Here is a 12,637-nt window from a genome sequence, read left to right as displayed (position 1 = left end):
TGGGGCACCTACGCCGCTCCGCACCTCACCGGGCGGTCGCCGGGGCGCGGGGCAGCCGCGCCACCCGGCGGTGGGAGGCCCCGACGGCGATCGCCGCGCCGACGATGATGAGCACCGCCCCGGCAGCGGCGAGCGGAGAGATGCCCTCGCCGAAGACCGCCGCACCGAGCAGCATCGCGACGACGACCTCCCAGTAGGACAGCGCGGAGAGCTCGACGGCACGCAGGTGCTTGCCCGCGAGGACGAGCAGGCCCAGGGCCAGCAGCCCGCACACCAGGAAGAAGGCGACGGCCCACATCCAGTTCGCCGTCGTCATGCCGGAGAGGTCGGGGCGGGTGACCGCGACCATCCCCGCCGCGCCGAGCGAGCCGAAGGCGAAGTTCCAGAAGCTGCGGACGTCGGCGGGCATGTCGGAGCGGTAGCGGTAGCACAGCAGCGCCGCGCCGTAGAGCACGCCCGAGACGGCGGCCAGCACGTCCCCCTGCAGCTGCTGCTCGTTGCCGATCGCCGGTCCGGCGTCGATGAGACCGGCGGCGAGAACCATCCCGGTGAAGCTGACGGCCACGGAGACGAGCTCGGTGGGGCTCGCGCGCTCCTTGAGGAGGACGCGGGCGAGCACTGTCGCGACCACGGGCCCGAGGTAGTGCAGCGCGACGGCTCGGGCAAGATCGGTGAGGACGGTCGCGGAGAGGTAGGTGGCGAGCGAGAGCCCGAGGAACACGCCGCCGAGCACCACGGACCAGGACAGGCGGGTGCGGCGGACCGCGCCCAGGCGCCGCCCGAGCGCCAGGACGAGGACCATCCCGAGGGCCCCGACCGTCATCCGGCCGAGGGTGAGGGCCTCTCCGATGACGGCCCCGGGTGGGGTGGACATCCGGCCGAAGACGCCGGCCAGCCCCATCGCGGTCGCGGAGGCGATGATGGCCATGACGCCGAGGCGGTGGCGCATGCGCGGCACGGCGCGCGTGCCGCGTGGTGCGGGGCGCGCGGGGACGCGCGCGGGAACGTCGGTGGAGGCAGCCAAGCGAACTCCTCGGATCGGTCGCGCCTGTGGGCGCACGAGCAGGGGCCGTTCCCCGCTCTGTCATGTGACCTGAGAGTTTTCGCCGGGAGTCCCGGATTTCACCGTCGGTGAGCCTGGTGGCTGCTTTCCAGAGGTGCCTCGCCGCGGCGGTATAGGGGCCTGAGAGTTTCCCGGGGAGGTTGCTCCTTCGGCGCCCGCTGGCGCGGGACTCTCCCGCCGCGAATCGATGGCGTCTTCAGTTGTCGCTCCAACCATCTCATATTCGCCAGCGCCGTGGAGCGTGCGCCGCCTCACCACGCGTCCACAGGCTCAGGGCGCTCCCTGTGCGTATGTGCACAACCTTGTGGACGGGTGTTGTGGACAAGTCGGCCACCGGCGTCGCCGGCAACGCCCACGCGGGGCAGCGAACACCTGGGAGGATGCCCGCATGAGAATCGCAGCGCCGCGGGAGGTCATGGACTCCGAGGGCCGGGTGGCCATCACACCGTCCGGGGTCAACGAGCTCGTCCGGCACGGGCACGACGTCGCCGTCGAGGCCGGCGCCGGGATCTCCGCGTCGATCACCGACGAGGACTTCGCCGCGGCCGGTGCCACGGTCCTCCCGGACGCCGCCGCCACCTGGGACTTCGGCGAGCTCGTGCTCAAGGTCAAGGAGCCGGTGCCCGGCGAGTACGGCCACCTGCGCGAGGGCCAGACACTGTTCACCTACCTCCACCTGGCGGCGGACAAGCAGCTCACCGAGGAGCTCCTGCGGCGCAGTGTCACCGCGGTCGCCTACGAGACCGTCGAGCTGCCCGACCGGTCCCTACCGCTGCTCGCGCCGATGAGCGAGATCGCCGGGCGGCTCGCCCCCCAGGTGGGGGCGCACACCCTGATGAGCGCCCAGGGCGGACGCGGGGTGCTGCTCGGCGGCGTGTCCGGCGTCTACTCGGCACGCGTCGTCGTCATCGGCGCGGGCGTGGCCGGCATGAACGCCGCCGCCATGGCCGTGGGAATGCACGCCGACGTCGTCCTCATGGACCGCGACGTGAGCCGCCTCCGGCAGGCCGACCTCCTCTACCGCGGCCGCTGCCAGACGGTGATGTCGAACGCCTACGAGATCCAGCGTGCGGTGGCCGAGGCCGACCTCGTCATCGGCGCGGTGCTGCTGCCGGGGGCCCGCACGCCCCGCCTGGTGACCAACGACCAGGTCGCGACGATGAAGCCGGGCTCCGTCGTCGTCGACATCTCCGTCGACCAGGGCGGCTGCTTCGAGGACTCCCGCCCCACGACGCACTCCGACCCGACCTACCGCGTCCACGACTCACTCTTCTACTGCGTGAGCAACATGCCGGGAGCCGTGTCGAACACCTCGACGTACGCGCTGACCAACGTCACCGTGCCCTACGCGCTCGCCCTCGCGGACCACGGGTGGCAGGGGGCGATGCGCGCCGACCGCGCCCTGGCTCTCGGACTGGCCACGCACGACGGCGCTCTCGTCTCCGCGCCCGTGGCCGAGGCGCACGGTCTGGAGCACGTCGCGCTCGACGACGTGCTGGGCTGAGGCGGGACGCGCGCCCCGGCGCGGAGTGCCCTCGTCCGGACTCCCCTGCTGCGTCCCCCGGGTCGCGGCGCCCGGGCCGCGTCGAGGGTCAGGCCGCGACGAGGACGCCGAGCACCGAGGTGAACATCGCCAGCCCGTCGGTGCCCGTGCCGGTGGGCGAGTCGGGGCCGAACCCCGGCTCGACGGCGTGCTCCGGGTGCGGCATCAGCCCGACGACGTTCCCGGCCTCGTTGCAGATCGCGGCGATGCCGTTGAGCGAGCCGTTGGGGTTGGGCCCCTCGTAGCGCAGGACGACGCGGCCCTCGCCCTCCAGCTCGGCGAGCGTGCGCTCGTCGGCCACGAAGCCGCCCTCGCCGTTCTTCAACGGGATGGTGATCAACTGGCCGACGGAGTAGCCGGTCGTCCAGGCGGTGTCGTTGTTCTCCACCCGCAGCTGCTGGTCCCGGCAGACGAAGCGCTGGGCCTCGTTGCGGATGAGCGCGCCGGGCAGCAGGTGCGCCTCGCACAGGATCTGGAAGCCGTTGCAGATGCCGAGCACCGGCAGGCCGCCCTGGGCCCCGGCGACGACGGCGCTCATCACGGGGGCGAAGCGGGCGATGGCACCGCAGCGCAGATAGTCACCGTAGGAGAAGCCGCCCGGCAGGATGACCGCGTCGACGCCCCTGAGGTCCTCGTCGGCGTGCCACAGCGGCACCGGCTCGGCGCCGGCCAGCCGGACGGCGCGCTGCGCGTCCCGCTCGTCGAGCGAGCCGGGGAAGGTGACGACGCCGATGCGCGCGCCGTCGACGCGCGGCTGGGGCTCGGGGACGTCGAGGCGGTGCATCACAGGCTCCCGGAGTCGTCGAGGGCAGCCACCCGCACGACGTTTTCGATGACCGGGTTCGACAGGAGCGTCTCGGCGGCCTGACGGGCCTGCTGGAGCGCTGCGTCGTCGACCTCCCCGTCGACCTCCAGCTCGAAACGCTTGCCCTGCCGGACCGAGACGAACCCGCTGAGGCCGAGCCGGGGCAGCGCACCCGCGACAGCCTTGCCCTGGGGGTCGAGGATCTCGGGCTTGGGCATGACGTCGACGACGATTCGTCCCATGGTGACTCCTGCTCGGGGGTTGGAAGGCCGCCGACGAGTCTACCCCCGCCGTCGGGTCAGACCCGGTACTGGGCCGCCAGGGGGCACGCCCACACGTCGAGACCGCCGCGACCCACCCTGTTGAGGTACTGGTAGACCGCCCGGTAGGACTGCACGAGCGTCGTCTCGGTGTAGCGGACACCCAGGTCCTGGCAGTACTCGCGCACGAGGGGCGCGACCTTGCGCAGGTTGGGCCGCGCCATGGACGGGAACAGGTGGTGCTCCACCTGGAAGTTGAGCCCGCCCATGAAGGTGTCCACGGTGCGCCCGCCGGAGATGTTCCGACTCATGAGGACCTGGCGCCGCAGGAAGTCGATCTTCACGTCCGGGGGCACGATCGGCATGCCGATGTGGTTGGGCGCGAAGGACAGTCCCATGTAGAGGCCGAACACGGCGAGCTGGACGCCGATGAAGGCGAGCGCCTTGCCCGGCGAGAGGACGATGAAGACGAGGGCGACGAAGCTGATGAGCCGCACCAGGATGAATCCGAGCTCCACCCACCGGCGCTTGAGGCGCTCACGGCTGACCGCCCGCTTGATGCCCTGGACGTGGAGGTTGACGCCCTCGAGCAGCAGCAGCGGGTAGAAGAAGAAGCCCTGCTTCCTGGCGAGCCACCGGGTGAGCGGCGTCTTGCGCTGCTCGACCGCGTGCGCGGTGAAGGCGAGCACGCCGGGGTCGATGTCCGGGTCCTTGTGGAGCGTGTTCGGGGCGGCGTGGTGCTTGGTGTGCTTGCGCTGCCACCAGCCCTGGCCCATGCCCACGAAGAGGTTGATGACAATGAGCGAGATCCACTCGTTCCACTTACCCGACACGAAGATCTGGCGGTGGGCGGCGTCGTGGCCGAGGAAGGCGATCTGCGTCATGAGCAGCGCGAGGACCACCGCCGTCACCATCTGCCACCACGTGTTGCCGATGAGCACGAACACCACGGCGAGCCCGACGCCCAGGACGAGCGAGCCGATGAGCTTGGTCCAGTAGTAGCCGTAGGCCCGTCGCATCAGGCCGGCGTCCTGGACCCGCTTGGTCAGGGCGGTGAAGTCACTGACCTGCCGCTCTCGCGGGGAGCCGCTGGACGGCGTGGGGCGGGGGGTGGTCACGTGTGTAGCCATACGTTCGCGCCTTCAGTATTCCGTCGCGAACTCGTCGCGCTGTCGTGTGCCTGCCCTCACAGTCTCGCACGGATCGACGGTCCCGGCCGGGTGAGTGCCTGGCGTCTCAGCCGATGAGGCGCACCGCCGCCTCGAGGTACCGCTCGCGCGTCCGCTCGACGACCTCGGGGGGCAGCGGCGGCGGAGAGCTCGACCGGTCCCAGCCTGACTCGGGGGCGGCGAGCCAGTCACGGACGAACTGCTTGTCGAAGCTCGGCTGGACGTGCCCGGGTGCGTACCCGTCGGCCGGCCAGAAGCGTGAGGAGTCGGGGGTGAGGACCTCGTCGCCCAGGACGACACCGCCGTCGTGCCCGAGCCCGAACTCCAGCTTGGTGTCGGCGACGATGATCCCGCTGCGTGCCGCGACCTCGGCGGCGCGGGAGTAGATCGTCAGGGTGAGGTCGCGCAGCTCGGCGGCACGCGCCTCACCGAGCTGCTCGACGACGGCCGCGAAGGCGATGTTCTCGTCGTGGTCACCGAGCTCGGCCTTGCGCGCCGGGGTGAAGATCGGCTCCGGCAGCCGGGAGGCCTCCCCGAGCCCCGGCGGGAGCGGCACGCCGCACACCGCCTGGCCGGCGCGGTACTCCACCAGGCCGGAGCCGGTGAGGTAGCCGCGGGCGACGCACTCGACCGGGAACATCTCCAGGCGACGGCAGACCATCGCCCGGCCGGACACCTCCGCCGGCACGTCGAGGGAGACGACGTGGTTCGGGACGAGGTCGGCGAGCTGGTCGAACCACCACAGGCTGAGCCGGGTGAGCACCTCCCCCTTGCCGGGGATGGGGGTCGGCAGGACGTGGTCGAACGCGCTGATGCGGTCCGACGCGACCACGAGGACGACGTCGCCCAGCGGGTGGGGCGCGCTGGGACGGTAGAGGTCGCGGACCTTGCCCGAGTAGGCGTGGTCCCAGCCGGCCAGGGCCGGGGCCGTCGTCGTCATGCCCTCACCTGGGCGATGTCGGTCCGGTGCTGGGAGCCGGCCAGGGTGATCTGCTCGATCCCCGCGTAGGCGCGCGTGCGCGCCTCCTCCTGGTCTGCCCCGACCCCGACGACGGACAGCACCCGCCCGCCGGCACTCACCAGGGCGCCGTCGGTGTCGGTGGCGCAGCCCGCCTGCAGGACGTGGACGCCCGGCAGCTCCTCGGCGGCGGCCACGCCCTCGACGAGGTCCCCGGAGCGGGGGACGCCCGGGTAGCCGTGCGAGGCGAGGACGACCGTGACGGCGGACTCCTCCCGCCAGCGCGGCGGCGGGACGTCGGCGAGCCTCCCGGTCGCCGCGGCGTGCAGGAGCTGGGCGAGGGAGGAGGCCAGCCGGGCGAGGACGACCTGCGTCTCGGGGTCGCCGAAGCGGGCGTTGAACTCGATGACCCGCAGGCCGCGGGAGGTGAGCGCGAGACCGACGTAGAGCACGCCGGTGAAGGGGGTGCCGCGGCGGGCCATCTCGCGCACGACCGGCCGGGCGACGCGCTCCATGACCTCCTCGACGAGTCCCTCCGGCGCCCACGGCAGGGGGCTGTACGCACCCATGCCACCGGTGTTCGGGCCGGCGTCCCCGTCCCCGAGCCGCTTGAAGTCCTGGGCCGGGGCGAGGGCGACCGCGTCGGTGCCGTCGCACACGCAGAAGACGGAGACCTCGGGCCCGTCGAGGAACTCCTCGATGACGACGGCGGGCCGGTCGCCGCCGGGCGTGGCCGCGCGGGAGAGGCAGGCGCGGGCGTGGTCGAGCGCCGCCTCCCGGTCCTCGGTGACGACGACGCCCTTGCCGGCGGCCAGCCCGTCGTCCTTGACGACGTACGGGGCGCCGAAGGCGTCCAGCGCCTCGGCGACCTCCTCGAGGGTCGTGCACACGTAGGCCATCGCCGTCGGGACCTCGGCGCTGGCCATGACGTCCTTGGCGAAGGCCTTGGAGCCCTCGAGGCGGGCGGCCGCGGCGTCCGGGCCGAAGCACGGCACCCCGGCGGCCCGGACAGCGTCGGCGACTCCGGCGACGAGCGGCGCCTCCGGGCCGACGACGACGAGGTCGACCTCGTGCTGGACGGCGAGCGCCGCCACGGCCCGCGGGTCCAGCGGGTCGACGGGGACGTTGGCCGCGATCCGGGCCGTCCCGGGGTTTCCCGGGGCGACGAGGACCTCGTGGGAGGTGGTGTCGGTGGTGAGGGCGCGGGCGATCGCGTGCTCGCGTGCGCCGGAGCCGACGACGAGGATCTTCACGTCTCGACAGCCTACCGACCGTCGCCGTCGGGAGCCGCGACGGTTCACGGGGCAGGACGGGCGGGGAGTTGTCCCCATCCGGGAGGGTGTCCGGGCGCGGGATCGGGCACGGGCCGGGCGATAAGGTGCCCGCATGCGAACACATGTCTCCCGCCGCTCCCGCGTCCGTCGCGGCGTCTCGGCGCTCCTCCTCCTTCCCCTCCTGCTCGTGCTCGCCGGGTGCTTCCGGCTCGACATGGGCCTGACCATCACCGAGGACGAGACCGTCGACGTGTCGATGGAGGTCGGCGACCTCACCGGCATGGCGACCCGCGAGGACCTCGACTGCTCCGACCTGGAGTCCGAGATCGGTGACACCCCGGAGGACGTCGACTTCACGGTCGAGGAGATCGAGGACGACGAGGGGAACCTCGGCTGCCGCATCGCGGCGACCGGCGCCCCGCTCGACACCATGACCGGTGAGGGCATGAGCATCGAGAAGGTCGACGACACCTTCGTCTTCTCCTTCGACGGCGACGAGACCGGCATGGGCGACACGAGCGGCATGGAGGACATGCCGGCCGGCATGGAGCCCCAGGTGAGCATCTCGGTGACGTTCCCCGGTGAGGTCATCGAGGCCGACGGCGAGATCGACGGCAACACCGTCACCTGGAGCGGCATCGAGGCCTTCGCCACCGGCGGCAGCGCCACCGGCTACGCCGCGGGCAGCGGCGGGGGCGCCGGCGGCGTCTCCACCGCCGTCTGGGTCGTCCTGGGCGTCGTCGCCCTCCTCGCGATCGCCGCGCTCATCTACCTCATCAGCCGCAAGAAGCGCGGCGGCCAGAGCGCCGGGACAGCCCCCTACGGCGGCCCCGGGTACACCGGCCAGCCCGGTGCCGGCCAGCCGGTCGGCGGTTTCGGCCAGGCCGACCAGGTGCCCGCGGACCCCGGCCCGGGCTACCCCGGCCAGCAGCCGCCCGCCGCGCCCGCGCCGTTCACCACCGCGGCCGCGGACGCTCCCGTCGACCGCCCGGAGGGGTCGCCGTTCGAGCCGCCGGCCCAGCCTCAGAACCCGGACGAGCAGGACGAGGGCCAGCAGCGCTGACCCTCCGCAGGACGCCAGGGGCCCGTCGTGCTGTGCACGACGGGCCCCTGGCGTCTGTGGGCGGCTCCGCCCGAGCCGTGCCGGGTCAGACGGGCTGCCGGGTGAGCCGCACGGTCCAGTCCTCCGGGCCCTCGACGAGGTAGCTGACCGAGAACGCCCCGGGGTGACGCTCCTCGATCTGCGCGAGCAGGGGCACGGGGTTGTGCGGCGCCACCAGGTCCAGGGCGAACCCCGGGGCGATCGCGGTCAGCGCACCGAACACGGTGGCGTGCCGGATCGCGTGCGGGATCTGGCGGACGTCGAGCACGGGAGCGGCGTCGTCGTGACCTCCGCACGCGCACCCTCCGGCGCCTGGGCGGGACTGGATCTGGATCTCGTCGACGGCCATGGGGCGTCCTCTCGGTCGGTGTGTCCCGCCAGCATAACCACGGGTTAATCCGTACTTAAAGGACCATCGGGCCGGACCCGGCGACAGCTCAGTCCAGCAGGGAGTGCCGCACGATCGTCGCGGCCCGGTCCGGCCCCACGCCGATGGAGGAGATCCGCGTCCCCGACAGCTCCTCCAGGGCGAGCACGTAGCGCTGTGCCGCCGGCGGCAGGTCCGCGAACTCCCGGGCACCGGTGATGTCCTCGCTCCACCCCTCGAGCTCCTCGTAGACCGGAAGGGCGTGGTGGAAGTCGCTCTGGTTCGGCGGCATCTCCTCCATCCGCCGGCCGTCGACGTCGTAGGCCACGCACACCGGGATCCGCTCCAGCCCGGTGAGGACGTCGAGCTTGGTGAGGACGAAGTCGGTGAGCCCGTTGACGCGTCCCGCGAACCGCGCGACCACGGCGTCGTACCAGCCGCACCGGCGGGGGCGCCCCGTCGTCGTGCCGTACTCCCCGCCGACGGTGCGCAGCCGCTCCCCGAACTCGTCGTCCAGCTCGGTCGGGAAGGGGCCCTCGCCCACGCGCGTGGTGTAGGCCTTGACCACCCCGACGACGCGGTCGATGCGGGTGGGCCCGATGCCGCTGCCCGTGCACGCGCCGCCGGCGGTCGCCGAGGACGACGTGACGAACGGGTAGGTGCCGTGGTCGACGTCGAGCATGGCGGCCTGGCCCGCCTCGAAGACGACCGTCCGTCCGGCGTCGAGCGCCTGGTTGAGGACCAGGGAGGTGTCGGCGACCATCGGTCGCAGTCGCTCGGCGTAGGTGAGCAGCTCGTCGGTGATCTCGTCGACGTCGACCGCGCGCCGGTTGTAGACCTTGACCAGCAGCTGGTTCTTCTGGACGAGCGCGCCCTCGACCTTCTGGCGCAGGATCTTCTCGTCGAAGAGGTCCTGCACGCGGATGCCGACCCGGGCCATCTTGTCCGCGTAGGTGGGACCGATGCCGCGACCGGTCGTGCCGATCTGGCGCTTGCCGAGGAAGCGCTCGGTCACCTTGTCCAGGGTGCGGTTGTAGGGCGGGATGATGTGCGCCCCGGCCGAGACGAGGAGCCGCGAGACGTCCACGCCGCGCGCGTCGAGGCCCTCGAGCTCCTCGAAGAGCACCTCGAGGTCGATGACCACGCCGTTGCCGATCACGGGTGTGCACCCGGGCGACAGGATGCCCGACGGCAGCAGGTGGAGCGCGTACTTCTCGTCACCGACGACGACCGTGTGCCCCGCGTTGTTGCCGCCGTTGAACTTCACGACGTAGTCGACCTGGGAGCTGAGCTGGTCGGTGGCCTTCCCCTTGCCCTCGTCGCCCCACTGGGCTCCGACGACGACGACGGCTGGCATGTTCGATCCCTCCACTTGAGTCAGGCGCCGATCGGCTCCCGGCTCAGGTTACCGAACCCCGGCTCGGCCCGGCGGTTCGGGGTGCACCCCTCCGGTCACCCCCCTACGCTTGTCGAGGAAACCGACCGGGCACCCGCGCGCGCCACGAGGCGCTGTCGCGGCAGAGGGAGCAGCATGATCGAGATCGCGGCGTCATCGACCACGACGACGGTGACGATCAGCGGTGATCTCGACCTCGCCGAACGGGCGCAGTTCCCCGAGGTCACCGCCCGCGTCAGCGGTCTGCGGCGTCAGCTGCTCGTCATCGACATGTGCGACGTGACGTTCATGGACTCCACCGGGGCCGCCTTCCTCATCTCCCTCGCCGACGCGGCCGCGAAGCGGGGCGGCGCTGCGGTGCTCCGGGGCTGCGACGACCGTGAGCTGTTCGTCCTGGAGATCTGCGGGGCCCTCGGCAGCTTCCGGATCGACGCCGACCACCGCTGCGAGCGCAAGGCGTCCTGACCGCGGCCGTCCGCCGGGTGCGGGCGCCGCTCAGCCGCCGTCGCGGTCCGACCAGGGCTCCTTGCCGCGCACGCGCGCCCAGACCACCTTGCCGGCCGGGGTGGGGCGCCAGCCCCACTCGGCGAGCCGGGCGATGATGTGCAGGCCGAAGCCTCCGACGCGCCCGACGCGACCCTCGCGCACCACCGGAGGGCTCGGGTTGGCGTCCTCGACCTCGATGCGCAGGCCGTCCCCCGTGTCACGCAGCCGCAGGTCGACCCTCCCCCACCCGTGCATGACGGCGTTCGCGACGAGCTCCGAGGCCACCAGCTCGGCCGCCGCGGTGTCCTCCAGGCCCCACGCCTCGCACGCCCGCAGGACGGCGTGCCGGGCCCTGGCGATGGTCTGCGGGTCCATCGGCATCTGCCAGCGACGCTCACGCGGGCCCGACCACGCGTGCGTCGGGTCGGCCGACGGGTCAGGCACGCGGACGACGACGAGCGCGATGTCGTCCTCCGGCGCGTCGGCCAGCCGCTGGAGGAGCTCCTCGCCGATCCCTGCCGCGTCGGGGGCGTCGATCTGCGCGGCTGCCTCGACGAGCGCTGCCACGCCGTCGCGCATCGACCTGTCCCGGCGCTCAACGAGGCCGTCGGTGTAGAACACGAGGACGTCGCCGGGGTTGACGACGGCGTGGCCCGAGTGCCGGGGCCGGCCGCCGAAGCCGACGAGCGGGCCGTTCGCGCCGTCGAGCTGCTGCGCCCGCCCGTTCCGCACGTGGACGATGGGCAGGTGCCCGGCGCGGGAGTAGGCGAGGTCCCACACCTCGTCGTCGGCGCGCGGCTTGAGCGTGGCGTACACGAAGGACGCAGGGCGTGCGATCCGCATGCTCGCCACCAGCCGGTCCACCCTGCCGAGCACCTTCCCCGGCTCGACGAACTCGGCGGCGTAGGCGCGCACGACCGAGCGGAGCTGCCCCATGGCCGCGGCCGCCTCGACGTCGTGGCCGACGACGTCCCCGACCACGACACCGACCTCGCCGTCCCTCATGTCGAGCACGTCGTACCAGTCACCGCCGACCTGCGCGTGCTCCGAGCTCGGGGAGTAGTAGCTCCACACGTCCACACCCTCGACGTGGCTCTGCTCGGGCAGCATGGCGCGCTGCAGCGTCTCGGCGAGACGGTGCTCCCGGTCGTAGAGCTGCAGGTTGTCCATCGCCATGCCCACGCGCCGCGCGACGAGCTCGAGCACGGTCGTCAGCTCCCCGGCGGGCATGGCGCGGTCGTCGCTCGCGGCGGGCGGGTGCACGGCCATGACGGCGAGCACACCCTTCCTGCCGAGCACCGGCAGCAGCCACAGCGGGCCGCCGTCCGGCGCGGCACCGTCCGCCGCGACGAGCTCGAGCAGCTCGGCGGTGAGCGTGTCTGGGGCGGCGTCCCTGTCGAGGTCGACGACGACGGTCTGCATACGGGTCTCGAGGAGCAGGTCCCGCACGGGGTCGGCGACGCCGGGCCACTGCTTCGCGTGACGGCGCAGGTCCCGGCTGTGGTAGCTGATGCCGGCGAGGTCGGTGATCCGCTCGAGCCGCGTCCCGTCGGCGTAGAAGGCGGCCCACGGCACGATGCGCCGGACGAGGAGGGCGGAGATCTCGACGAGGGCGGTGGAGGAGTCGACGTCGGCCAGGATGTCCGAGACCCGCGCGACCAGGCTCAGACCGCGGCGCGCGCGCTCCTCCACGGCCGCCCGCTCCTCGGCGAGGACGGCCGACGCGAGCTCCTCGGTGGCGTCGCGGACGGTCACCAGCCAGCGGGTCAGACCGTCGGCGCCCGGACCCAGCGGGCTGAAGGACACGGTCGCCCGGAAGCTGGAGCCGTCCTGGCGTGGGACCAGTCGGACGACGGCGACCGCCAGGCCGGCACGCAGGGCCTCCCGCAGGGCGGTGGAGTCACCCGCGGTGGTGACGAGGTCCGGCGCGAGGTCCCGCAGCTCGGGGACGGAGTAACCGGTGGCGTCGGCCAGCGCGTCGCTGACCCACACCACCCGGCAGGCCAGCGGATCGTCGCGCAGGTCGACGTCGACGACGTAGGTCGGGTCGGGGAGCGCCTCCAGCAGCTGGTCGGAGCGCACGGTGAGCGCCGCGGGCGGCGCGTCGTTCTCAGGCCGCGGCCTGGCCTGGTGGAGATCACCGGGAAATGGGGTCGGGACCGCCGTCGTCGCGGGCACACCGCGAACCGGGTCGGTCATGTGTCTCTCCGATCG

12 protein-coding genes and 1 riboswitch are annotated in these 12,637 nt (G+C 72.7%); of the genes, 3 read left to right on the top strand and 9 right to left on the bottom strand.

Features of this window, described 5'->3' with window-relative positions:
* Nucleotides 1–25: 25 nt before the first annotated feature.
* Nucleotides 26–1,024, bottom strand: a complete 999-nt coding sequence (locus VR894_RS00550) for a DMT family transporter (RefSeq protein ID WP_324649348.1) — start codon at nt 1,022–1,024, stop codon at nt 26–28.
* Between the two features lie 137 nt (nt 1,025–1,161).
* Nucleotides 1,162–1,250: riboswitch (glycine riboswitch) on the bottom strand.
* Nucleotides 1,251–1,451: 201 nt separating this feature from the next.
* On the opposite strand from VR894_RS00550, the gene ald reads away from it, so the two are divergent.
* A complete protein-coding gene (gene ald, locus VR894_RS00545; protein WP_324649347.1) occupies nt 1,452–2,567 on the top strand; it encodes an alanine dehydrogenase in 1,116 nt (371 codons plus the stop codon).
* 88 nt (nt 2,568–2,655) lie between these two features.
* Here ald and purQ read toward each other — a convergent pair whose 3' ends face one another.
* The 5 genes from purQ to purD all read right to left on the bottom strand — a co-directional run bounded on the left by purQ (nt 2,656) and on the right by purD (nt 7,051).
* Nucleotides 2,656–3,390: a phosphoribosylformylglycinamidine synthase subunit PurQ gene (gene purQ, locus VR894_RS00540; protein WP_324649346.1), complete on the bottom strand. Its 735-nt coding sequence runs from the start codon at nt 3,388–3,390 to the stop codon at nt 2,656–2,658.
* Entirely contained in the window at nt 3,390–3,653 is a 264-nt protein-coding gene (gene purS / locus VR894_RS00535; RefSeq protein WP_324649345.1) for a phosphoribosylformylglycinamidine synthase subunit PurS, read from the bottom strand. The genes purQ and purS overlap by 1 nt, the downstream gene beginning before the upstream one ends.
* A gap of 56 nt (nt 3,654–3,709) precedes the next feature.
* A complete protein-coding gene (locus VR894_RS00530; RefSeq protein ID WP_324649344.1) occupies nt 3,710–4,789 on the bottom strand; it encodes an acyl-CoA desaturase in 1,080 nt (359 codons plus the stop codon).
* A 118-nt stretch (nt 4,790–4,907) separates the two neighbouring features.
* Nucleotides 4,908–5,780, bottom strand: a complete 873-nt coding sequence (locus VR894_RS00525) for a phosphoribosylaminoimidazolesuccinocarboxamide synthase (RefSeq protein ID WP_324649343.1) — start codon at nt 5,778–5,780, stop codon at nt 4,908–4,910.
* Entirely contained in the window at nt 5,777–7,051 is a 1,275-nt protein-coding gene (gene purD / locus VR894_RS00520) for a phosphoribosylamine--glycine ligase (RefSeq protein ID WP_324649342.1), read from the bottom strand. The genes VR894_RS00525 and purD overlap by 4 nt, the downstream gene beginning before the upstream one ends.
* A gap of 133 nt (nt 7,052–7,184) precedes the next feature.
* Between purD and VR894_RS00515 the strand changes: the two genes are divergently transcribed.
* The gene (locus tag VR894_RS00515) at nt 7,185–8,135 is read left to right on the top strand and encodes an LppM family (lipo)protein (protein ID WP_324649341.1); all 951 of its coding nucleotides are present in this window, start codon (nt 7,185–7,187) and stop codon (nt 8,133–8,135) included.
* Between the two features lie 85 nt (nt 8,136–8,220).
* Here VR894_RS00515 and VR894_RS00510 read toward each other — a convergent pair whose 3' ends face one another.
* On the bottom strand, nt 8,221–8,523 hold the full coding sequence (locus tag VR894_RS00510; protein ID WP_324649340.1) for a DUF2249 domain-containing protein: 303 nt from the start codon (nt 8,521–8,523) through the stop codon (nt 8,221–8,223).
* A gap of 88 nt (nt 8,524–8,611) precedes the next feature.
* Nucleotides 8,612–9,898, bottom strand: a complete 1,287-nt coding sequence (locus tag VR894_RS00505) for an adenylosuccinate synthase (protein WP_324649339.1) — start codon at nt 9,896–9,898, stop codon at nt 8,612–8,614.
* Nucleotides 9,899–10,072: 174 nt separating this feature from the next.
* Between VR894_RS00505 and VR894_RS00500 the strand changes: the two genes are divergently transcribed.
* Nucleotides 10,073–10,402: an STAS domain-containing protein gene (locus VR894_RS00500; RefSeq protein WP_324649338.1), complete on the top strand. Its 330-nt coding sequence runs from the start codon at nt 10,073–10,075 to the stop codon at nt 10,400–10,402.
* 30 nt (nt 10,403–10,432) lie between these two features.
* Here the strand turns inward: VR894_RS00500 and VR894_RS00495 are convergent, their stop codons facing one another.
* Nucleotides 10,433–12,622, bottom strand: coding sequence for a SpoIIE family protein phosphatase (locus VR894_RS00495; protein WP_324649337.1), 2,190 nt, complete (start codon nt 12,620–12,622; stop codon nt 10,433–10,435).
* Nucleotides 12,623–12,637 lie beyond the last annotated feature (15 nt).

This window comes from Georgenia sp. H159, assembly GCF_035607575.1.
GTDB lineage: Bacteria > Actinomycetota > Actinomycetes > Actinomycetales > Actinomycetaceae > Oceanitalea.
This window is presented reverse-complemented; position numbering and strand designations above follow the sequence as displayed.

Excerpts from the sequence above, each read along its gene's own strand:
- VR894_RS00515 (WP_324649341.1), top strand. The coding sequence starts at position 7,185 with ATGCGAACACATGTCTCCCGCCGCTCCCGCGTCCGTCGCGGCGTCTCG.
- purS (WP_324649345.1), bottom strand. The coding sequence starts at position 3,653 with ATGGGACGAATCGTCGTCGACGTCATGCCCAAGCCCGAGATCCTCGAC.
- VR894_RS00510 (WP_324649340.1), bottom strand. The coding sequence starts at position 8,523 with ATGGCCGTCGACGAGATCCAGATCCAGTCCCGCCCAGGCGCCGGAGGG.
- ald (WP_324649347.1), top strand. The coding sequence starts at position 1,452 with ATGAGAATCGCAGCGCCGCGGGAGGTCATGGACTCCGAGGGCCGGGTG.
- VR894_RS00505 (WP_324649339.1), bottom strand. The coding sequence starts at position 9,898 with ATGCCAGCCGTCGTCGTCGTCGGAGCCCAGTGGGGCGACGAGGGCAAG.
- VR894_RS00495 (WP_324649337.1), bottom strand. The coding sequence starts at position 12,622 with ATGACCGACCCGGTTCGCGGTGTGCCCGCGACGACGGCGGTCCCGACC.
- purQ (WP_324649346.1), bottom strand. The coding sequence starts at position 3,390 with ATGCACCGCCTCGACGTCCCCGAGCCCCAGCCGCGCGTCGACGGCGCG.
- VR894_RS00500 (WP_324649338.1), top strand. The coding sequence starts at position 10,073 with ATGATCGAGATCGCGGCGTCATCGACCACGACGACGGTGACGATCAGC.
- VR894_RS00525 (WP_324649343.1), bottom strand. The coding sequence starts at position 5,780 with ATGACGACGACGGCCCCGGCCCTGGCCGGCTGGGACCACGCCTACTCG.